Source organism: Mangrovactinospora gilvigrisea (genome assembly GCF_001879105.1).
GTDB classification, from domain to species: domain Bacteria; phylum Actinomycetota; class Actinomycetes; order Streptomycetales; family Streptomycetaceae; genus Mangrovactinospora; species Mangrovactinospora gilvigrisea.
Genome location: NZ_MLCF01000049.1, coordinates 1 through 21,037, shown reverse-complemented (window position 1 = coordinate 21,037; position 21,037 = coordinate 1). Strand labels below are relative to the sequence as shown.

Annotated in this window: 20 protein-coding genes; 10 read left to right on the top strand and 10 right to left on the bottom strand. The window is 74.4% G+C overall.

Annotated elements, in window-relative coordinates; genetic code table 11:
• Positions 1-14 precede the first annotated feature (14 nt).
• Positions 15-527, top strand: a complete 513-nt coding sequence (locus tag BIV57_RS10725; protein ID WP_071656491.1) for a DUF4240 domain-containing protein — start codon at positions 15-17, stop codon at positions 525-527.
• A gap of 135 nt (positions 528-662) precedes the next feature.
• On the top strand, positions 663-1,940 hold the full coding sequence (locus BIV57_RS10720; RefSeq protein ID WP_071656490.1) for an FAD-dependent oxidoreductase: 1,278 nt from the start codon (positions 663-665) through the stop codon (positions 1,938-1,940).
• A gap of 461 nt (positions 1,941-2,401) precedes the next feature.
• Here BIV57_RS10720 and BIV57_RS10715 read toward each other — a convergent pair whose 3' ends face one another.
• Positions 2,402-4,018 carry an NsdA family TPR-like regulatory protein gene (locus BIV57_RS10715; protein WP_071656489.1) on the bottom strand — a complete coding sequence of 539 codons (1,617 nt, stop codon included), beginning with the start codon at positions 4,016-4,018 and terminating at the stop codon, positions 2,402-2,404.
• 433 nt (positions 4,019-4,451) lie between these two features.
• Between BIV57_RS10715 and lipB the strand changes: the two genes are divergently transcribed.
• From lipB to BIV57_RS10695, 4 genes are all read left to right on the top strand, one after another.
• On the top strand, positions 4,452-5,294 hold the full coding sequence (lipB, locus tag BIV57_RS10710; RefSeq protein ID WP_071656515.1) for a lipoyl(octanoyl) transferase LipB: 843 nt from the start codon (positions 4,452-4,454) through the stop codon (positions 5,292-5,294).
• A gap of 76 nt (positions 5,295-5,370) precedes the next feature.
• Complete coding sequence (gene lipA / locus BIV57_RS10705) at positions 5,371-6,321, top strand: lipoyl synthase (protein ID WP_071656488.1); 951 nt, start codon at positions 5,371-5,373, stop codon at positions 6,319-6,321.
• Between the two features lie 128 nt (positions 6,322-6,449).
• Positions 6,450-6,662, top strand: a complete 213-nt coding sequence (locus BIV57_RS10700) for a hypothetical protein (protein WP_139275586.1) — start codon at positions 6,450-6,452, stop codon at positions 6,660-6,662.
• Positions 6,663-6,683: 21 nt separating this feature from the next.
• A complete protein-coding gene (locus tag BIV57_RS10695) occupies positions 6,684-7,373 on the top strand; it encodes a DUF4191 domain-containing protein (protein WP_071656486.1) in 690 nt (229 codons plus the stop codon).
• Here BIV57_RS10695 and BIV57_RS10690 read toward each other — a convergent pair.
• Positions 7,357-9,354: a recombinase family protein gene (locus tag BIV57_RS10690; RefSeq protein ID WP_071656485.1), complete on the bottom strand. Its 1,998-nt coding sequence runs from the start codon at positions 9,352-9,354 to the stop codon at positions 7,357-7,359. The genes BIV57_RS10695 and BIV57_RS10690 overlap by 17 nt on opposite strands.
• A 180-nt stretch (positions 9,355-9,534) precedes the next feature.
• Positions 9,535-10,956 carry a type I glutamate--ammonia ligase gene (gene glnA, locus BIV57_RS10685; protein ID WP_071656484.1) on the bottom strand — a complete coding sequence of 474 codons (1,422 nt, stop codon included), beginning with the start codon at positions 10,954-10,956 and terminating at the stop codon, positions 9,535-9,537.
• 265 nt (positions 10,957-11,221) lie between these two features.
• Here glnA and BIV57_RS10680 point away from each other — a divergent pair, with 265 nt between their 5' ends.
• Positions 11,222-11,692 carry an RDD family protein gene (locus BIV57_RS10680; protein WP_071656483.1) on the top strand — a complete coding sequence of 157 codons (471 nt, stop codon included), beginning with the start codon at positions 11,222-11,224 and terminating at the stop codon, positions 11,690-11,692.
• A 17-nt stretch (positions 11,693-11,709) separates the two neighbouring features.
• Here BIV57_RS10680 and BIV57_RS10675 read toward each other — a convergent pair whose 3' ends face one another.
• Positions 11,710-12,462, bottom strand: coding sequence for an SDR family NAD(P)-dependent oxidoreductase (locus BIV57_RS10675; RefSeq protein WP_071656482.1), 753 nt, complete (start codon positions 12,460-12,462; stop codon positions 11,710-11,712).
• A gap of 86 nt (positions 12,463-12,548) precedes the next feature.
• On the opposite strand from BIV57_RS10675, the gene BIV57_RS10670 reads away from it, so the two are divergent.
• Together BIV57_RS10670 and eutC are read left to right on the top strand one after the other, a co-directional pair.
• Entirely contained in the window at positions 12,549-13,937 is a 1,389-nt protein-coding gene (locus BIV57_RS10670) for an ethanolamine ammonia-lyase subunit EutB (RefSeq protein WP_071656481.1), read from the top strand.
• Positions 13,934-14,737 carry an ethanolamine ammonia-lyase subunit EutC gene (eutC, locus tag BIV57_RS10665; protein ID WP_071656480.1) on the top strand — a complete coding sequence of 268 codons (804 nt, stop codon included), beginning with the start codon at positions 13,934-13,936 and terminating at the stop codon, positions 14,735-14,737. The genes BIV57_RS10670 and eutC overlap by 4 nt, the downstream gene beginning before the upstream one ends.
• Here the strand turns inward: eutC and BIV57_RS10660 are convergent.
• On the bottom strand, positions 14,707-15,525 hold the full coding sequence (locus BIV57_RS10660; RefSeq protein WP_071656514.1) for an SGNH/GDSL hydrolase family protein: 819 nt from the start codon (positions 15,523-15,525) through the stop codon (positions 14,707-14,709). The genes eutC and BIV57_RS10660 overlap by 31 nt on opposite strands.
• 203 nt (positions 15,526-15,728) lie before the next feature.
• Here BIV57_RS10660 and BIV57_RS10655 point away from each other — a divergent pair, with 203 nt between their 5' ends.
• Positions 15,729-17,282 (top strand): alkaline phosphatase D family protein, encoded by a 1,554-nt coding sequence (locus BIV57_RS10655; RefSeq protein ID WP_071656479.1) that lies wholly within the window; start codon positions 15,729-15,731, stop codon positions 17,280-17,282.
• 36 nt (positions 17,283-17,318) lie between these two features.
• Here the strand turns inward: BIV57_RS10655 and BIV57_RS10650 are convergent, their stop codons facing one another.
• The 5 genes from BIV57_RS10650 to BIV57_RS25100 form a co-directional block, all read right to left on the bottom strand.
• Entirely contained in the window at positions 17,319-17,849 is a 531-nt protein-coding gene (locus tag BIV57_RS10650; RefSeq protein WP_071656478.1) for a GNAT family N-acetyltransferase, read from the bottom strand.
• A complete protein-coding gene (locus BIV57_RS10645; protein ID WP_071656477.1) occupies positions 17,846-18,976 on the bottom strand; it encodes a serine hydrolase domain-containing protein in 1,131 nt (376 codons plus the stop codon). Before BIV57_RS10645 ends, BIV57_RS10650 begins: the two co-directional genes overlap by 4 nt.
• Positions 18,973-19,869, bottom strand: a complete 897-nt coding sequence (locus BIV57_RS10640) for a class I SAM-dependent methyltransferase (protein ID WP_071656476.1) — start codon at positions 19,867-19,869, stop codon at positions 18,973-18,975. The genes BIV57_RS10645 and BIV57_RS10640 overlap by 4 nt, the downstream gene beginning before the upstream one ends.
• Positions 19,870-19,948: 79 nt before the next feature.
• Complete coding sequence (locus BIV57_RS10635; RefSeq protein ID WP_071656475.1) at positions 19,949-20,311, bottom strand: hypothetical protein; 363 nt, start codon at positions 20,309-20,311, stop codon at positions 19,949-19,951.
• 135 nt (positions 20,312-20,446) lie between these two features.
• Positions 20,447-21,037 (bottom strand): mannosyltransferase YkcB-related protein (locus BIV57_RS25100; RefSeq protein WP_473234603.1); only part of this gene is annotated, 591 nt, incomplete at its 5' end.

Below are 21,037 nucleotides of genomic sequence, written 5' to 3'. Positions count from 1 at the left end.
TCCTTGGGGACGTGATGTATGAGTCGGAGTTCTGGCGGATCATCGACGCGACCCGCAAGGCCGCGCAGGGGGATCCGGTCGACCACGCCGAGCGCCTGGTCGAGCGCCTCGCCGAGCTGTCCCCCGAGGAAGTCGTGGACTTCGCGCGGCTCTTCGAGCTGCGGCTGACCCGGTCCTACACCTGGGGCCTGTGGGCGGCCGCGGCCGTCCTGCTGGGCGAGGCGGACGAGGACGACTTCGAGGCGTTCCGCTGCTGGCTGATCGGGCAGGGCCGGGCGGTCTACGAGGGCGCGGTCGACGACCCCGACTCCCTCGCCGACCTGCTCCGCCGCTTCGACGAGGACATCGACGGCGACGCCGAGGAGCTGGGCTGGGCGGCGGACGAGGCGTACGACCGCCTCACCGGCGACGAGCTGCCCGAGCTCGGCATCCCGGAGCCGGAGCGGCCCGAGGGCCCGCCGCTGGACCTGCGCGACCCGCAGGCGCTGGCGAACCGGGTGCCGCGGGTCTGGGAGCGCTTCTGCTGAACGTCCCCGTACGCCGGGACCAGGGCTGTACCGGTCGGCGGCCGGACGGTATCTGACGTTCTGTCGGATCAGGGCATCATCGCCTCATCGGGTGGGAAGACCGAAGCAGGGCCGGACCTTCCCTAGGAGGACGCGATGGGGGACCACTCTGCTCGCCGCTCGGACGTGGTGGTGGTCGGCGCCGGAGCCGCCGGGCTCGCGGCGGCGCGCCGCCTCACCGGGGCCGGGCTGGACGTCACCGTGCTGGAGGCGGGCCCCGGGATCGGCGGCCGGCTCGCCGCCGTGTGGCGGGACGGCTTCCGCCTGGACCGGGGGCCCCTGCTGCTGAACGTCCCCGAGCCGCGGCTGCGCGAACTCCTCGGCGGGACGCGGCCGGTGCCGCTGCGGGCGCTGCGGCCCGGCGTGCTGCTCTACTCCGGCGGCCGGCTGCGCCGCACCGGCGAGCACCGCGGCGTCCGCGAGGCGTACGCCGCGGGGCCGGCGCTGGCCCCGGAGACGCTGGAGCGGGCCCGGTTGGCCGCGGCGCTGGGGCGGCTCGCCGCCGAGCAGGCCCCGGGCGGACGGGGCGTCGGCAGGCAGGAGACGACGGCCGCGGAGGTGCCGGGGCGCGGGCCGCTGCGCGACTGGGCCGCGGTGCGGCCGCTGCTGGCGGCGCTGCTCTTCGATCCGGCGCTGCGCTGCAGCAGCCGCTGCGCGGAGCAGGCGCTGCGGGGCTTCGCGCGGGGCGATCTGGCGATGCCGGTCGGCGGTGCGCCGGCGCTGCCGCGGCGGCTGGTGGAGGGGCTGGACCCGGTGGTGCGGACCGGCGTGGAGGTGGTGTCGGTCGCCGCGGACGGGGTGCGGACGGCCCGTCACGGCACCTTCGCGGCGCGGGCGGTGGTGGTCGCCACCGGGGCGGACGCGGCGGAGCGGCTGCTGCCGGGGCTGCGCCGGCCGCGGTTCCTGCCGGTGCGGACGCTCTACCACGCGGTGCCGCGGCGGGAGTTGGACGGCGCGGGGGCGGAGCGGTCGCTGGTGCTGGACGGGGAGCGGGGCGCGCTGGTCTCGCACGCGATGATCGTGAGCGATCTGGACCCGGGATGCGCGCCGGAGGGGGCGGCGCTGATCGGGACGGTGCTGCTGGGGGCGGCGGCGCGGCGCGTCCCCGAGGCGGGGGTGCGGCGGCGGCTCGGCCAGCTGTTCGGGACGGCGGCGGGCGGCTGGGAGTACCTGGGCGGGGCGATGGCGCCGGACGCGGTGCCGGCGATGGACGCGCCGGCGGTGCTGCGGCGGCCGGTGCGGCTGCTGGGCGGGCTCTATGTGTGCGGGGACCATCGGGACGTCGGCAATGCGGTGGGCGCGCTCGCGTCGGGCCGGCGCGCCGCCGACCAGGTCCTGACGGACCTGGGCATCCGCCTGCCCGCCGCGGCATAGCGCGCCACGACCGCACCGGGCCCCGCTACGCCGCCCCTCCGCCCCACCCGCCCTTTGGGCGCGTAGCGCCCGGGTGGGGCGGCGGGGCGGAGGGGCGGCGGACCGGGCACCGCACGGACCGCGCGACTGCAGCCGACCCCACGCCGACGGACGGGTGGAGTGCCGGATGCCGCGCGCCGACAGGCCGCCTTCGGGCGCGCAGCGCCCCGGTGGAGCGCCGGATGCCGCGCGCCGACAGGCCGCCTTCGGGCGCGCAGCGCCCCGGTGGAGCGCCGGATGCCGCGCGCCGACAGGCCGCCTTCGGGCGCGCAGCGCCCCGGTGGGGTCCGGGTGCAGGCAGGCTGCTTTCGGGCGCGCAGCGCCCGGGTGGGGTGCCGGGGCGGAGGGGCGGCGGACCGGGCACCGCGCGGACCGCGCGACGGCAGCCGACCCCACGCCGACGGACGGGTGCGCGCCGCGGCCTACGCGAGCAGGGCCGCCGCCCGGTCGGCGAGCGCTCGGGCCGCGGCCGCGTCGCGGTACGGCGCGAGCCGTCCGACGAACTGCTGGACGCGCTCCACCGCCCGCGCCGACCGCATCGCCGCCACCTGGTCCATCGCCTCCGCCGCGCACGCGCACGCCCGGTCGACGTCCCCCAGCCCCAGCCACGCGTTCGCCAGCACCAGCCGGCACAGCGCCTGGCTCCGCGCGTACTTCGCGCTCCGCAGCCGCAGCGACCGCTCCGCGTGCTGCACCGCCGCCCGGTAGCGCCCCAGCGCGAGGTGGCAGTGCGCGCACTCGTCCGCGAACTCGGCCTCGTCGAAGAACGTCACCCAGCCCGGCGCCGCGTCGCCCGGGCGGGCCTTCGCGACGGTGTGCTCGCCGCGCGCCAGCGCGGCCAGGCAGGACCGCTCGTCGCCCAGCACCGCGTGCCCCGCCGCCTCCGTGGCGTGCATCATCGCCGAGACCGCCGCCGGCGCCCCCGGGCCCGAGCCCTGCTGGGCGACGCGGGCCAGCTGCACCGCCTCCTTGCCGTGGCCGAGGTGGACCGCCTGCCGGCTCATGCTGGCCAGCACATAGCCGCCGTGCACCCGGTCTCCCGCGGCCTGGGAGAGCCGCAGCGCCTGGACGTAGTACCGCTGGGCGAGGCCGTGCGAGCCGATGTCGAAGGACGTCCACCCGGCGAGCCGCACCAGCTCGGCGACCGCGCCGAAGAGCGCCCGCCCGATGCTCTCGCTGTAGCGGGCGCGCAGCATCGGCTCGGCCTCGCCCTCCAGATAGCGGACGAGCGCGTGCCGGGCGTGGCCGCCGCCGTAGGCGTGGTCGAGGGCGCGGAAGAGCTCGCCGACGGCCATCACCGCCGCCACGTCGCCGGAGTGGACCCGGCCGCGGAGCGCGCCGGCGGCCGGGGGCTCGGGGCGGCGGCCTCCCTCCGCCTTGGCGTCCGCACCCGCACCCGCCGCACCCGCGCCCGCACCGGACTCCGGCTCGCGGCCGCCCTGCGCGCCGTGGCCGCCCTGCGGCGCCGTGCGGGCCGAACCCGCCGGTGACGGCTGGGGCTTGGCGCCCGCGGACCGCGCCGCGGCGGGCGGCGCCGCCTGCCGCGGGATCGCCGCCGACCAGGCCGGCGCGGGCGCCACCCCGGAGCCGTCGTCCCCGCGGGCGACCTTCTCGTCGGCCCGGCCGATGAGCCAGTCGCGGCTGGGGACGACGAGCCCGGCGGGGGTGAAGGCCACCCGGTGCAGATCCGAGTGCGGGCCGGTGTCCTTCCGCCAGAGGCTGCTGACGATCTCCACGGCCTCGGCCGGGCCGGCCGCGAACTCCAGCCCGGCGTAGACCGGGGCGCAGGTCTCCAGCCCCAGATCCTGCGCCGAGAGGCGGCGGCCGAGCCGCCGGGTGAAGACCTCCGCCAGCAGGGCCGGGGTGGCCCCGCGCGGCTGCTGCCCGCGGAGCCACCGGGTGACCGACGTCTTGTCGTACCGCAGGTCGATGCCGTGCTCCAGGCCGAGCTGATCGACGCGTCGGGCGAGGCCGGCATGCGAGAACCCGGCCTCCGCGATCAGCGCCGCGAGCTGCCGGTTCGGTACGCGCTCCGCCATGCCGGCCCACCTTCCGCGATTCCGCTTCTGCTGTATCTGTGCCTGATACCGCTGCTGTCGTCGAATCGGTCCGAGGCGCCCCGACGGCGCCGCAGGTGGGGCAGGTGTGACGCGAGGTGGGGAAGGCGTGGCGCACAAGTGGTCGGGATCATTCCGGGACGACTCCGTAGGGCAGAATCTAGTGGTCCGGGACCCTTTGCGGGGGCTCGTGCAAGGACAACCGCCCTTATGGGTGAACGCCGGGGCGCACGCCCCGGCGCGCCCGGTCCGAAGCAGGTCGGGACCGTGGTACAGGGCGGTTCCGGGAATGCCCCGCGCGGCACGTACAGTTGCATCTATGGCAGCACCGGCGGCGGCCTGCCGCACCCCCGGGACGGGGCGCGCACCGCGGCCGGTGGCGGAGTCGCACAGTGGGAGTGACGGCGGAGTGACGGTGGCACAACTGCGGCTCGTCCGGGCCGGATTCGGTGACGATGCGGTGCCGTACGAGACGGCCCTGGAGGAGCAGCGGCGGCTGCACGCCGCACGCGCCGCCGACGACATCCCCGACACGGCGCTGCTCCTGGAGCATCCCCCGGTCTACACCGCGGGCCGGCGCACCCGCCCCGAGGACCGCCCGCTGGACGGCACCCCGGTGATCGACGTGGACCGCGGCGGCGAGATCACCTGGCACGGCCCCGGCCAGCTGGTCGGCTACCCGATCCTGCGCCTCCCCGAGCCCTGGGACGTCGTCGCCTATGTGCGGCGGCTGGAGGAGGTGCTCATCCGCACCTGCGCCGACCTGGGCCTGGAGACGACCCGGGTGGCCGGCCGCAGCGGCGTGTGGGTGCTCGGCGCCTCCGTGGACATGGCCGGCCGCTCCGAGCTGGGCGGGCTGGACCTGCGGATGGGCAGCGCGGTGGGCCGTCCCGCCGAGGCCGAGGTGATCGGCGACCCGCGTCTGCAGGGCCCCGAGTACGCCCCCTCCAACGCCGGGCAGCGCGGCGCCGACCGCAAGCTCGCCGCGATCGGGGTGCGCATCGCCAAGGGCGTCACCATGCACGGCTTCGCCCTCAACTGCGACCCCGAGCTGGCCTGCTTCGACCGGATCGTGCCGTGCGGGATCCGGGACGCGGGCGTCGCCTCGCTCAGCGGGGAGCTCGGCCGCCGGGTCACCATCGCCGAGGTGCTGCCGCTGGTGGAGACGCATCTGCGGGAGGTCTTCGAGGGGCTCGCCGAGCGGGCCCCGGAGCGGGCGCGGCCGCAGGCCGCCGACGGGGCCGCCGCGATGTCCTGAGACCATGCGGGGACGCTCCCCGTCCCCCTCGTCCGTCCGTCAATGTCGACGAACCGTCAAATCTAAGGAGTCCCGCATGTCCGCTGTCGCACCCGACGGTCGGAAGATGCTGCGCCTGGAGGTCCGGAACAGCCAGACCCCGATCGAGCGCAAGCCCGAGTGGATCAAGACCCGGGCGAAGATGGGCCCCGAGTACACCGAGCTGCACAGCCTGGTGAAGCGCGAGGGCCTGCACACGGTCTGCCAGGAGGCCGGCTGCCCCAACATCTTCGAGTGCTGGGAGGACCGCGAGGCCACCTTCCTCATCGGCGGCGACCAGTGCACCCGGCGCTGCGACTTCTGCCAGATCGACACCGGCCGCCCGCAGCCGCTGGACCGCGACGAGCCGCGGCGCGTCGCCGAGTCGGTGCGGACGATGGAGCTGCGCTACGCGACGATCACCGGCGTGGCCCGGGACGACCTGGAGGACGAGGGCGCCTGGCTCTACGCCGAGACGGTCCGGCAGATCCACGCCACCACCCCGGGCACCGGCGTCGAGCTGCTGATCCCGGACTTCAACGCGGAGCCGGCGGCGCTCGCCGAGGTGTTCGGGTCCCGTCCGGAGGTGCTGGCGCACAACGTGGAGACGGTGCCGCGGATCTTCAAGCGGATCCGTCCGGGCTTCCGCTACGAGCGCTCCCTCGACGTGATCACCAAGGCCCGCGAGGCCGGGCTGGTCACCAAGTCCAACCTGATCCTCGGGATGGGCGAGGAGCGCGCGGAGATCTCCCAGGCGCTGCAGGACCTGCACGAGGCGGGCTGCGAGCTGATCACCATCACCCAGTACCTGCGGCCCACGCTGCGGCACCACCCGATCGACCGGTGGGTGAAGCCGCAGGAGTTCGTGGAGCTGAAGGAGGAGGCCGAGGAGATCGGCTTCGCCGGGGTGATGTCGGGGCCGCTGGTGCGCTCGTCGTACCGGGCGGGGCGGCTGTACCAGCAGGCCGTCGAGAAGCGCGGGGAAGGCGCGGCGCTGCCGCTCGTGTGACCCCGGCTGACGGGAACAAATCGCCGGAAATTGACGCTCCGGCAACCGGCTGCTAACACAGGGTCGCGACGGTGGGCGTGTTCCGGCGGATCCGCCGTCGCGGCCCTCATCTGGGGAGGGGAGCACCCATGCGAGGAATCGCACTGGCACCGGTGAGCGGGCTCGCCCGGCTCGCGGACGCCCTCGGCGCCCGCGTCCGGGAGGGCGCGCGGCGCAACGCCTACGCGGCGGTCTGCGCGGACCGCGAGCGGGCCGCGGAGCGGCAGCGGGCGGAGCGGATGCTGGCGGAGTTGGCGGCGCGCGGCGCCGCGCCCGTCGAGCCCCGTTCCTCGCGGGGCTGAACGGCACGTATCCTTTCCTCCATGGCGAGGAAGGACAACTCCGAGAATCCCGGGCGGCTGCAGCAGATCCGCCTGGCGTACACGATGACCAAGAAGACCGATCCGCAGATCGGTCTGATTCTTGGGGCCATCGCGATCGTGGTCTTCGGTGTGCTCCTCGGCGTCGGCTTCCTCATCGGACACCCCGTCTACCTGGGCGTTCTCGGCTTCGTGCTGGCCTTCCTGGCTGCGACGATCGTCTTCGGACGACGCGCCGAGAAGGCGGCTTTCGGCCAGATGGACGGCCAGGCGGGAGCCGCCGCCGCGGTGCTCAACAATCTGAAGCGCGGCTGGGTGGTGACGCCGGCGGTCGCGGCGAACCGCGCCCAGGACGTCGTCCACCGCGCGGTGGGCAAGCCCGGCATCGTCCTGGTCGGCGAGGGCAACCCGAACCGGCTGAAGACGCTGCTGGCCGCCGAGAAGCGGAAGATGCAGCGCGTGGTGGCAGACGTCCCGGTGCAGGACATCGTCGTCGGCGAGGGCGAGGGCCAGGTCCCGCTCAAGAAGCTGCAGACCACGCTGATGAAGCTGCCCCGAGTGATCACCGGCGCCCAGGTCACCGAAACCAACGACCGCCTCCGCGCCATGGGCGACCTCATGTCGCGGATGCCCGTCCCAAAGGGTCCTTTGCCCAAGGGAATGTCCCGCAAGATGCCTAAGGGACCACGCTGAGGATTCCGCCGCTGAGCCGCCACGTCATCTCCATCGGCGGCAACGGCCGGGGGTCGTACGCCGGGACCCCGTCAGAGTGCTGCATCGCTTCCATGGCCGCCTCCCAGCGGCCCGATACCGTCCACCTCAACCAGTGAGCACGAAGACCGCGGGTGCCGGACCTGGCGCCCGCGGTGTTCCATGAGCAGCCCGTTCGGGCCTTGTCGAGCAGAGCGGCCAGCACGTCCCTCGGCGCGATGGCGCCGCTCTGGCGGGGGACGGTTCCGCCGTCAGCAACAGGAACCGCAACGGCTGCCCTCGCCCACGCCCCATCGGTGAGGTTGGGGACAACTCGGCCGCGCTCCCGGAACCACGCTGCCACCGGGCAGTCCCTGCCGCCCCGATGGCGCCGATTTCCCTTGACCTGAATCCGAAGGTCGAGCAGGGCAAAGACCTCCCGTTTGCTCTCCGGATCAACATCGGCGGGGTCCGTGACAAGGAGCGCTCGAATATCGCCCGGACTCCGATCGGCGAGTGCGGCGTCCGCACACCATCCCTCGATCTCGGTGCGGTGGTGCTGAAGACTCCTCAGTTCCCTCTCCAGCGGCCGAAGCGCCTTCTCCACCGCGCCCCGGGCCGATTCCCCCGTCAGTCCCCTGCGGGTCGCCCGTGTCGCCGCCACCGCCACAGCCACGTCGATCGCGTCGAACTGCTCCGCAATCCTGCGGTCGATATCGGCCAGCCGGCGCGAGTAGTCCGGGGAGGCTTGCTGTCCCCGCGAGATCCAGTCTGCCGTGAGGGAGGCCAACCGATCGGGGTCCTCGACGAGGGTGCGAGCGGCGTTCCACGCCCAGCCCTCGACGCCGTCCGCGGCCAGCTGTGAGCAGGAGCAGACCGGCGCACCCGGGTACGCCTCGGACTTTCCGGCGCACTGGTAGGTCCGACGGCCCCAGGCGGAGGAGGTCGCGCCCACGTAGTGCTTTCCGCAGGGGCTGGTGATGCGGCGGGGCAGGCTGTAGACGCCACCCGGCCGGGTGGTCGAACGGCGCGCCTTTCTGCCTTTCAGGACCAGGAGTTCCCGCACCTCCTGCTGCGAGAGCACGGGTTCCAGCGCGAGGGCGACCGACTCGCCCCACGCCGGGGCGCCGTCCCGGCCGAGTTCGGCGTTTCCGGCGGCGCGGAAGACATAGCGGCCGCCGAGGAAGTCGTCATTGAGCAGCCTGCTTCGGAGATTGGCGTGCGTCCACGGGCTGCCCGAACGAGTCAGCAATCCCTCGGCATTGAGCTCGAGCGCGGCTTTGCGGAAGTTGCCCTGGCCCGTGACAACCAGTTGGTGCGCTCTGCGAAGGACATCTGCCTCGTGGACGGTCATGCAGGGGCGCACCGCGGAACACGCGGAGCCGCCGTCGCAGCGATCGGGCACCAGCCGCTGCTCACCGCGCCGCCCTTGATTCTCGATCCGATACCCATAGCGAGGTGCTCCCCCGGGGAAGCCGCCCGATTCCGCCTTCTCCTGGAGGCCGTCCTGGCTTCGCTTCCGGATCCGGGCAAGTTCTTTGAACGCCTCGTCCGCCATCTCCCTCATGCGGGCCTCGCCTTCGTCCGACGTGTTGTCCACGTCCTCATCGACGATGGCGAGGTGCACCCCGAGGTCCTGAAGCCTCCAGACCCAGCTCCAGAAGGCACGGCTGGTGCGACCGATCGCCCGGCTCTCGAAGACGACCACAACGTCGAACGGAGAGGGCATCTGCTCGGCCAACCGCATCAACCCGGCCGCGCCCGCGCGTTCGCGCCAGGGAAGCATCCCGGACTCTCCGGCGTCCTTGAAGGTGGCAACAAGATCCCAGCCCTTGCCGCGGATGTACTCGGCGGTCTTCTTCCCGGTATAGGCAATGCCGTACCCCGCGGCCTGCTCCCGTTTGGACACCCGGAGGTAGTTGACGGCGCGCAGAGCGCCCTCGGAGGCACGCCCGTCCTCCACATGGATGGCAGACTTCGTCATGTCAGTCCTCTCGCGACTGGCCAAGCCCCGGGGTGTTGGCGCACCGCCGGGGCGTCCCATGAACGGCGGAACGCTAGCGCGTAGGACTGACAATTGCGCGCACCCGACTATGTCGGCGAACGCCGAACGGGCGGCGTCCCTCAAGGGGAACGCCGCCCGTTCGGGGCGTGCGGGGTCGAATCAGAGGTCGAAGTACATCTCGAACTCGTGGGGGTGGGGGCGGAGGCGGAGGGGGGCGATCTCGTTCTCGCGCTTGTAGTCGAGCCAGGTCTCGATGAGGTCCTGGGTGAAGACGCCGCCCTCGAGGAGGTACTCGTGGTCGGACTCCAGGGAGTCGAGGACCGCGTCGAGGGAGGCGGGGACCTGGGCGACCGCGGCGTGCTCGTCCGGCGGGAGCTCGTAGAGGTCCTTGTCGACCGGCTCGGCGGGCTCGATCTTGTTCTTGATGCCGTCCAGGCCGGCCAGCAGCATCGCCGAGAAGGCCAGGTAGGGGTTGGACGACGGGTCGGGCGCGCGGAACTCGATGCGCTTGGCCTTGGGGTTGGCCCCGGTGATCGGGATGCGGATCGCCGCGGAGCGGTTGCGCTGCGAGTACACCAGGTTGACCGGCGCCTCGAAGCCCGGCACCAGGCGGTGGTAGGAGTTCACCGTCGGGTTGGTGAAGGCCAGCAGCGACGGGGCGTGCTTGAGCAGGCCGCCGATGTAGTAGCGGGCGGTGTCGGAGAGGCCCGCGTAGCCCTGCTCGTCGTAGAAGAGCGGGGAGCCGGCGGTCCACAGCGACTGGTGGCAGTGCATGCCCGAGCCGTTGTCGCCGAAGATCGGCTTCGGCATGAAGGTGGCCGTCTTGCCGTTGCGCCAGGCGACGTTCTTCACGATGTACTTGAAGAGCATCAGGTCGTCGGCCGCGGCGAGCAGCGTGTTGAACTTGTAGTTGATCTCCGCCTGGCCGGCGGTGCCGACCTCGTGGTGCTGGCGCTCGACCTCGAGGCCGGAGTTGGCGAGTTCGAGGGAGATCTCGGCGCGCAGGTCGGCGAAGTGGTCGACCGGCGGGGCGGGGAAGTAGCCACCCTTGTAGCGGACCTTGTAGCCGCGGTTGCGGCCGCCCCCGGTCTCGGCGGCGCCGGTGTTCCAGGCGCCCGCCTCGGAGTCGATGTGGTAGAACGCGCCGTTGGCCTTCGTCTCGAAGCGGGCCTCGTCGAAGACGTAGAACTCCGCCTCAGGCCCGAAGTACGCGGTGTCGGCGATGCCGGACGAGGCCAGGTAGGCCTCGGCCTTCTTCGCCACGTTGCGCGGGTCGCGGCTGTACTGCTCACCGGTCACCGGGTCGTGGATGAAGAAGTTGACGTTGAGGGTCTTGTCCCGGCGGAACGGGTCGACGCGGGCGGTCGACAGGTCCGGCACCAGCGCCATGTCGGACTCGTGGATCGCCTGGAAGCCGCGGATCGAGGATCCGTCGAACATCAGTGTCTCGTCCGGCTCGAAGGTCTGCGCCGGCACCGTGAAGTGCTGCATGACCCCCGGCAGATCGCAGAAGCGGACGTCGACGAACTTGACGTCCTCGTCCGCGATGTACCGGCTCACCTCGTCGGCGTTCTGGAACATCCACACTCTCCTCGCGCTGGCCGTGGCCCCGGCGCGGCTCGGTTACGTCATCGTAGGTGGCCGGGGGCTGGCACATTCCCGGAGAAGGTAGGGGATGCCGGTTTCCCGACCGTGACCCGGTTGTTTCCGGTGTGTTAACTGGCGAGATCAGGGGGCCTGGAATCGGTTCCGCGCGCTCGGCGCGGGCGCGGCGCGGGCCCGGCGCGGCCCCAGCCCGGGGACCCCGCCCGAAAAGACCCCAAACGCGCGGGCTACCGTAGGTCGCGTGGACGACACGAGGAAAGCGCTGGGGTCGTGGATCTCCGGACCGCAGGCCGCGGCGGAGGATGCGGGCGCCGACTTCGGCTACCGCGGGAAGCGCCTCGGGCTGCCCGAGGACGGCCCCGGCTCCATCGCCCCGACGGGCCGCCGGCTCGGCGCCGTCTTCATCGACTGGGTGCTCTGCCAGCTGATCGCGACCCAGCTGATCGCCCGCGGCGACACCGGGCTCGCCTCGATCTGCACCTCGGGCCTCTTCCTGCTGATGTCGGTGGTGCTGGTCGGCACCACCGGCACCACCCCCGGCAAGCGGATCTTCGGGCTGCGGGTGATCGGCCTGGGCGGCGCCCGGGCGACCGTGGTGCAGGCGCTGATCCGCACCTTCCTGCTGCTGCTGGTGATCCCGGCCGTGGTGTGGGACCGCGACACCCGCGGCCTGCACGACAAGGCGGCCCGCACTGTCGAGGTCCGCGCCTAGGTCCTGTCCGGGCCGGGCTACCGCAGGTAGGAGGCGCCGTTGACGTCGAGGACGGCGCCGGAGGTCCACTGGGCCTCGGGCGAGGCGAGGTAGAGCACCGCGGCGGCGATCTCGGCGGGCTCGGCGACCCGGCCGAACGGGCTCTGCGCGCGGACCTCGTCGGTGACCCGGTCGGCGACCCGCTCGGTGGCGACGAAACCGGGCGCCACCGAGGCGACGGCGATGCCGTGCGGCGCGAGCGAGACCGCCAGCGACTGGCCCAGCGCGTGCAGCGCCGCCTTGGTGGCGCCGTACGCCGGGTGGTCGGGCTCGCCGCGGTAGGCGCCGCGGGAGCCGATGGTGACGATCCGGCCGGGCACCTGACGGTCGATCATGCTGCGGGCCGCGCAGTAGCTGACGTTGGCGGTGCCCAGCAGGTTGACGTCGACGGTGCGCCGCCAGGCGTCCTGCCACTCCCGGTAGCCGGTCTCGGGGAGCGGGTGCGGGAGGTTGACGGCGGCGTTGTTGACGAGCACGTCCAGCCCGCCGAGCCCGTCCGCGGCCCGCTCGACCAGCGCCCGGGCGTCCTCCGGGTCGGCGAGGTCGGCCGGGGCGAGCAGATGGCCGGTGCCGGGGAGGGCGGCGAGCGTCTGCTCGGCGTCGGCGCGGCGGGAGCCGTAGTGGACGGCGACCCGGTCGCCGCGGGCGGCGAACGCCTGGGCGACGGCGCGGCCGATGCCGCGGGAGGCTCCGGTGACGAGCACCGCGCGGGGCTCCGGGCGCGAATCCATGGTGACCTCCAGGGGGACGGCTGCGGGTCCGATCGTCGCACCGGGGGTTCTGGTGCGCCGGGGCGGGGTTGGCTACCGTCGGGCGCATGGTGCGGTATCGGGGCACGGTGGGCGGGCGGGGGTTCCGGTTCGACGGGCTGGCGCGGCTGCTGGGGGCGGCGTCGCCGGGCCGGTCGGGGGACGCGCTGGCGGGGGTGGCGGCCGGTTCGGAGCAGGAGCGGGTGGCGGCCCGCCGCGCGCTCGCCGAGGTGGAGCTGGGCCGGTTCCTGGCGGAGCCGGTGGTGCCCTACGAGGCGGACGACGTCACCCGGTTGATCCTGGACGGCCATGACGCGGCGGCGTTCGCGCCGCTGGCCGCGCAGACGGTGGGCGGGTTCCGGGAGTGGCTGCTGGGCGCGGACGGGCCCGGACTCGCGGCGGTGGCGCGCGGGCTGACGCCGGAGATGGTCGCGGCGGCCTCCAAGCTGATGAGCAACGCCGAGCTGGTCGCGGTGGCGCGCAAGGCGCGGGTGGTCACCGCGTTCCGCTCCACCGTCGGCCTGCCGGGGCGGCTGGCGACCCGGTTGCAGCCCAACCATCCGACGGACGATCCGGCGGGCGTGGCGGCGGCGATCCTCGACGGGCTGCTGCTGGGCTGCGGGGACGCGGTGATCGGCATCAACCCGGCCGGCGACGGCCCGGAGCGGGCGCGGGCGCTGCTGGAGCTGGTCGACGGGGTGATCGAGCGCTACCGCATCCCGACGCAGTCCTGCGTGCTGTGCCATGTCACCACCACGCTGGGGCTGATGGAGCGGGGCGCCCCGGTCGACCTGGTCTTCCAGTCGATCGCCGGGACGCAGGCGGCGAACGCCGCGTTCGGGGTGACGCTGGCGATGCTGGACGAGGCGCACGACGCGGTGCGGCGGCTGGGCCGCGGCACGGTCGGCGGCCAGGCGATGTACTTCGAGACCGGGCAGGGCAGCGCGCTCTCGGCCGGCGCGCACCACGGCGTCGACCAGCAGACGCTGGAGGCGCGGGCCTACGCGGTGGCGCGGCGCTACGACCCGCTGCTGGTCAACACGGTGGTGGGGTTCATCGGCCCGGAGTACCTCTTCGACGGCCGGCAGATCCTGCGGGCCGCGCTGGAGGACCACTTCTGCGGCAAGCTGCTGGGCGTGCCGATGGGTGTGGACGTCTGCTACACCAATCACGCGGACGCCGACGAGGACGACATCGGGACGATGCTGACCATGCTGGGGGCGGCCGGGGTGTCCTTCGTGATCTGCACGCCCGGCGGGGACGACGTGATGCTCAACTACCAGTCGGCCTCCTACCACGACGCGCTCTATCTGCGGGAGGTGCTGGGGCTGCGCCCGGCGCCGGAGTTCGAGGCGTGGCTGGCGGACGTGGGCCTGCTGGACGCGGCGGGGCGGGTGCGGGAGCTGGGCCCGTCCGAGGGGCACCCGCTGCTGGAGCTGGGGGCGGCGGGCCGATGAGCGGGGGGACGGGCGCGGACGAGGTGTGGACGGCGCTGCGGGCGCGCACCAGCGCGCGGATCGGGCTGGGCCGGGCCGGCTGGGGCCTGCCGACCCGTCACCGGCTGGAGTTGCAGGGGGCGCTGGCGGAGGCGCGGGACGCGGTGCACGCGGAGTTCCGCCCGGAGCGGGTGGAGGGCGCGCTGCGGGAGCGCGGGCTGCCGGGCGCGGTGCGGGTGCGCAGTGCGGCGGCCGACCGGCTGACCTATCTGCAGCGGCCCGACCTGGGGCGGCGGTTGGCGGACGGCGAGGCGGAGCGGCTGGCCGAGGCGACCCGCGGCGGGCCCTGGGACGTGGTGCTGGTGGTGGCGGACGGGCTGTCGGTGCGGGCCGTCCATGCGCATGCGGCGCCGCTGCTGGGCGCGGTGGCGGCGGGCCTGGCGGCGGACGGGACGCGGGTGGCGCCGGTGGTGCTGGCGTCGCAGGCGCGGGTGGCGCTGGGCGACGAGGTGGCGGCGGCGGTGCGGGCGCCGCTGGTGGCAGTGCTGATCGGGGAGCGTCCGGGGCTCTCGGCGGCGGATTCGCTGGGGGTGTATCTGACGCTGGATCCGCGGCCGGGGCGGACGGTGGACGCCGAGCGCAACTGCGTCTCCAACGTCCGCCCGCCGCTGGGGCTGTCGTACGAGGCCGCCGCGCACCGCCTGGTGGACCTGATGCGGCGGGCGCGGCGGCTGGGGCGCACCGGGGTGGCGCTGAAGGCGGCGGACGATCCGCCGGGCGGCGGGGCCGCTCAGATCCCGGACTCGAACGCCGGGAGGTAGCCGCCGGTCTGGCCCGCGGTGGTCGGGTGGAACGGGCCGCTGAGGCCGTACCAGTTGTTGATCCACGGGCTGGAGTCGCAGATCTCGTGGCCGGCGAAGCGGGAGACCACGTCGATGTAGCCGAAGCCGGCGTACTTGGCGGCCTCGCCCCGGACGACGCCGTTGAGGAGGTCGGCGCCCTGGTCGACGGCGGCCCGCTTGGCGGCGTCCATCAGGTCGAGGCAGGAGCCCTTGGCGGTGTCGTAGAACTCGGGGTAGCCCAGCACGACCACATCGGCGTTGGGGGCCTTGGCGCGAATGGCCGCGTAGGTGGTGTCCAGCTTGGCGGGCAGCTGGTTCCGCGCCTCCTGCTCGGCGGTCGCGATGGTGCTGAGGCAGGTGCTGTCGCTGCTGGTCAGGCAGGTCTCCATGACCGAGGAGAAGCCGACGTCGTTGCCGCCGACGGTGATGCTGACCAGGGTGGTGCCCGGACCGAGCGTGCCGAGCTGGTTGTTGACGACGTCGGAGGTGACGGCGCCGCCGCAGGCCTGGAAGGAGAAGGAGCCGGGGGCGGTGGCCTGGTCGTAGAGGTAGGGGTAGGCGCCGGTGGTCTGCCCGCAGCCGCTGACGCCGCCGGAGAGCGCGCTGCCGGAGCCGACCCCCGCGGAGTAGGAGTCGCCGAGGGCGACGTACTGGGTGCCGGCGTCGTTCCGGTCGGCGGCCCCGGCGGTGGTCGCGGTGGCGGTCGCGGTGGCGAGGGACGCGGTTAAGGCGGCCGCTGCCGCCAGCGCGAGGGGTCGGATGCGCACGATGTCCTCCACGGCTCGGGGGATGTGGCATGTGCACGATCACTTACTCGCTGGTAACGGTAGGTCCGTGCGGATCCGCGGTCAATCGGACGTGTCGTCAATTTGGCGTTCACATAAGGAACATGTGAGCGTCACGTCGACTCCTTTCCCGCCTGTTGACCTTCTGGGGTTGGTCAAGTGGCGGTCGAGGAGAGCGGGTTCGAATGGCGGAGCGTGCGGTCTCGAGACGACGGGTGATGGGCGGGGGCGCCGCGCTGGGTGCGGCGCTGGCCGCGGGCCAGCTGGCCGGCGGTGCGACGCGGGCGCGCGCGGCGTCGCCGTCCAGGCTGCCGGAGGACCTCTACACCCTCGGGGTCACCTCGGGCGATCCGCTGCCCGACGGGGTGGTGCTGTGGACGCGGCTGGCGCCGGACCCGCTGCACGGCGGCGGGATGCCTGGCCGTCCGGTGCGGGTGGAGTGGGAGGTCGCCGCCGACCCCCGGTTCCGGCGGATCGTGCGGAGGGGGACGGCGCGGGCCGTCCCGGAGCTCGGCCACGCCGTGCACGCCGAGGCGAACGGGCTCGCCCCGGACCGCGAGTACTGGTACCGGTTCCGCGCCGAGGGCCGCCTCTCCCCCGCCGGCCGGACGCGCACCGCGCCGCCGGCGCACGCCTCCGGCGGGCGGCTGCGGCTGGCGCTGGCGTCCTGCCAGAACTGGCAGCAGGGCTGGTTCACCCCGTACGCCGACATGCGCGAGCAGGACCCGGACGCGGTGCTCTTCGTCGGCGACTACATCTACGAGTCGGCCCCGTCCGCGAGCGCGGTACGCGTCCACGAGGGCTCCGGCGAGCCGGTGGCGCTGGAGCAGTACCGCAACCGCTACGCCCAGTACCACCAGGACCCGGACCTCGCCGCGATGCGCGCGGCGGCGCCGTGGATCGTCACCTTCGACGACCACGAGGTGGACAACGACTGGGCGGGGACGGTCCCGCAGGACCCCGACAAGCAGTCGCCGGAGGCGTTCGCGGCGCGGCTGGCGGCGGCGTTCCAGGCCTACTACGAGCACATGCCGGTGCGCGCCTCGGCGATCCCCGACGGGCCGCACATCCGGATGTACCGGCGCCTGGAGTGGGGGCGGCTGGCCCGGCTGAACGTCCTGGACACCCGGCAGTACCGCAGCGACCAGGTCACCTCCCAGGAGGCCGCGAAGAACCCGCTGCTGACGATGGTGGGCGCGCGTCAGAAGGCGTGGCTGCTGGACGGGATGACGCGCACGCCGGCCCGCTGGAACGTGGTCGCCTCGCAGATCATGATGGCCGAGACCGACATGCAGGACGGCCCCGGCAAGCTGTGGTTCTACGACGCCTGGGACGGCTACCAGGCGGAGCGCAACGAGCTGATGGCGCGGTTCGCGTCGGTGCGCAATCCGGTGGTGCTCTCCGGGGACCGGCACCTGACGCAGATCAGCGACCTGAAGCGGGACTTCGCGGATCCGGGCTCGGCGGTGGTGGGCGCGGAGTTCGTGGGCACCTCGATCAGCTCCAACGGGGACCAGGACCAGGCGGCGTTCCATGCGCAGTGGGACCCGCTGATGGACGACAACCCGCACTGGAAGGTGGTCGACGCGCACCGCGGCTACCACCTGTTCGACATCGGCCGGGAGGCGATCGACGCGAAGGTGCGGATCGTCTCGACGGTGCAGTCGCCGCGGGCGACCGCGTCGACGCTGGCCGCGCTGCGGGTGGCGGACGGGGTGCGGGGGGTTCGGGTGGTGTGAGCGCCGGCGGGGGTGCGGTTCACCGCCGGGTTGCGGTCACATGTGGCCACTCGCGCAGTTCCCCGCGCCCCTGCAGGGTGCGAGGTACGCGTGCATGACGGCGGGGCTGCCTGTGGGAGCCGTCCATGATGCGGCGCGGGTGCTGACGCGGCGCCAGCCGGCCCGCTCGTAGAGGCGGATGGCGGCGGCCGCGGAGGACTCCACCTCCAGCACCGGCCGCCGGCCGTCCGCCCGGGCCGCCGCCTCGCAGACATCCAGCAGGGCCGCGGCGAGGCCGCGGCCGCGGGCCGCCGGGGCGACGAAGAGGCGGGCGACGGAACCCAGTTCGTCCGCCGGGAGACCGGCCGCCGCGGCCAGGTCGGCGGATGTCGCGGTGAGGGCCGCGTGGCCGGCCACCGCGCCGCCGGCCTCCGCCACCCAGGCGTGTCGGGTCGCGGCGGTGGTGATCCAGCGGGTCGGGTCGGACGGCCAGGCCACCGGGTAGCGGGACGCCTCGTGGACGGCGGCCAGCGCCGCGACGCAGCCCGGGAGGTCGGCCGGCGTCCGCGGCCGAACCGCCGACCTCACGACGCCTTCTCCCGCGGCGGGTACCCGGCGAGCACCGCGTCCGCCACCGCGATCTGGTGCAGCCGGCCCGGCGAGCCCGGCAGCCGGTTCGTCAGGTGGACGAAGACCAGCTCGCGCGTCGGATCGGCCCACGCGATGCAGCAGTTGCTGCCGTTGTGGCCGAACGTCAGCGCGCTGCTGAGCGCCCCCATCGCCCGCGGGTGGCGCGGGTCGTCGGTGGGCCCGCCCAGCTGGAAGCCCTGCGCCCAGCGCACCGGGAAGCCGAGGAAGCGGTCCCGCTCGCCCTCGGTGGACGGGCGGCGCGCCTCGGCGACCGTCGCGGGCTCCAGCACCCGGGTGCCGTCCGGGCCGGCGCCGCCGTCCAGCAGCGCCTGGTAGAGGCGGGCCAGATCACGGGCATTGGCGGAGACCCCCGCGCCGGGCACCACCGCGCCGCGCAGCCGCCCGCGGTTGAGCCACAGCTGGGCGGCGCGGCGCGCGGCCCAGCGGCGGCCGGGCAGCTCCACCCGGATGGGCACGGCCCGGGGGCGCAGCGCCCTGGGCAGGCCGAGGTGCAGGTCGTCCAGGCCCAGCGGGTCGAGGAGGGTCGCACGCATCCGGACGTCGACGGGCTCGCCGGTGACGCGTCGCACCAACTCGCCCAGGATGGTGCCGAAGTTGAGGAAGTGGTAGGCGGGGCCCTCGCCGGGCGGATGGATCGGCTCGGCCTCCTCCACGGCGCGCACCGCGCGCGGCCAGTCCGTCATCCTCAGCGCGTCGCCGAGCGCGCCGCGCGAGACGGGCACGCCGGCCCGGTGCCGCAGCACATGGCGGACGGTGATGCCCTCCTTGCCGCGGGCGGCGAACTCGGGCCAGTGCGCGGCGACCGGGGTGTCCAGCCCGTCCGGGCCCAGCTCGCCCCGCTCGGCGAGCTGATGGACCACCAGCGCCACCAGCGGCTTGCTCGCCGAGAAGGTCCAGAACAGGTCGTCGGGGCGGCAGTTGACGGCCTCGTCGAGGACGGGCCTGCCCCGGTGCAGCACACACAGCTGGGCGGCCCCGCCGCGGGCGCGCACCAGCTCCAGCGGATCACCGGCGGGCTCCACCGCGTCCGCGGCGCCCGCGGAGTCGACCGTGCCGGCGCTCATCGGGCGGGGGCGCGGGTGCCGAGGTGGATGCCGCGGACGGTGAGCTGGTAGACGTCGGCGCGGCGGCCGAGCCAGGCGGCGTCCTCGGGGTCGGTGAGGCGCCGGCAGGCGTCGGCGTCCTGCGCGTCGATGAGGCCGAGCTCGGCGAGCTTGGCGCCCAGGTTGCCGATGACGGCGAGGACGTCGGCCATCGCCTCGCTGCCGGGCGGCGCGGCGCGCTCCTGGAGGACGTTGCGGGTGGTGACGTCGGCGAGGCCGGCGCGGCGCAGCGCCTCGTCCCAGCCGTAGGGCATCGGGACGGAGCCGGGCATGCCGTCGCGCAGCCCGTCGAACCAGCGGTTGTTCGCCGCCTCCAGCCGGGACTCCAGGCCGGGGGCGATGCCGTGGCCGAGGTCGCGGGGCAGCTGGCGGAGCGGCAGGCCGCCCTCGCTGACGGCCAGCAGCCCGCCGGGGGCGAGGAGTTCGGCGAGGCCGTCGAGGGCGCCCTGCTGGTCGGGGAGGTGGTGGACGACGGCGGCGGACCAGATGAGGTCGGGCGCGGCGGCGGCGCCGTCCGGGCCGCGGAGGGCGGCGCGCAGCGCATCGGTGCCCTCGCCGAGGTCGACCTGGGCGAACTCGGCGCGGGCGGCGGGGCCGCCGAGCGCGGCGGCCCGGCGGCGGGCGTGGTCGAGGAGCGTCGGCTCGCCGTCCGCGCCGACGACCCGGCCGCCGGCCGGGACGATCTTCTCGGCGAGCGCGGTGGCCATGCCGCCGGGGCCGCAGCCGAGGTCGAGCGCGAGCCGCCGCCCGGGCGCGAGCCGGGCGGCGGCCTGGCGGTAGAAGCCGGCGTCCCGGTTCAGGGCCCGGATCAGGTGCGGCGACTCCTCGGCCCAGTCCACATCCACATCGGTCATGCGCAGCAGCCTAGGCCAACCGTCGGACGCCGCAGGGCCGTTGGCCCCGTCCCCCGGGGAGGCGGACGGGGCCGCCGCGTCAGGCCGCGAGGCCGCGGGCGTCGGGGAGCAGGGTGCGGACGAGGTGGCAGGTGGTCGCGGACGGGGGGTGGACGCCGATGGCCTCGGCGGTGACGCGGATGAGCGGGTCCCCCGCCTGCTGGCGGGTGTAGATGCCGGAGTTGAGCAGGGCGATGGCGATCCGCATCGCCTTGATCTGGCGGTTGTGCCGGACGTACCACTCGCGGGGCAGCCCCGCGGGCAGCGGCCGCGGGCCGGGCAGCGTGATCGCGGAGTTCGCGACGGGCCGCCGGCGGAGCGCGGTCGTCCGGCCGGTCGTGGAGCGCGGTCGGGGTGTGCGGAACGAGGACCTGGTTCCGGTTCGGGGCCGGGTCGGGGGCATGGGCACCTCCGTGTTGCCTCCGTATCGCCTCGGTTTGTCTGGTTCCAGGATAACGCGACGGTACGACAAAAACCCGTCCCCAGCAGGGCGGTTGAGCCCCGCTGGGAACGGGTGTTCGGGCAGTGCCGGACGCCGCTACTTCGGGTCGGTGAGGTCGTAGACCGTCGTCCCGCCGACCGACTTCGCGGTGTAGTGCGCCTTCACCCAGGCGGTGATCTTCGTCGCCGAGGAGCTGCTGCCGCTCTGCCCGGTGCTGCCGCCGACGAAGTAGTGCACCTTCCCCTCCTTCGCGTACGCCTGGAACTGCGCGAGCGTCGGCGAGGGATCGGTCCCGTTGAAGCCGCCGATCGCCATCACCGCGTGGCCGACGGCCAGTTGGTAGCTCGCCGCGTTCTGCGAGCCGACGGTCGCCGCCGTCCAGGTGTAGCGGGAGGCGTCCGCGGCGAGCAGCGACTTGAGCGCCGAGCCGACCGAGGCGCCGTTGAGCAGCCCGCCCATGCCGCCTCCGCCTCCGGCTCCGCCGCCCGTCCGGGCGCCGCCGCCCCCGCCGGTGCCGCCTGGCATCCCCTGGCGCTGGGTTCCGCCACCGCCCTGGTTCTGCCCCTGCTGGGACGGGGGACGGCCACCGTTCCCGGCCTGCCCGGGCATGCCGCCGCCACCGGGCATCCCGCCCTGCCGACCCTGCTGCCCCTGCTGGCCCTGCTGCCCCTGGGGAGCCCCGCCGCC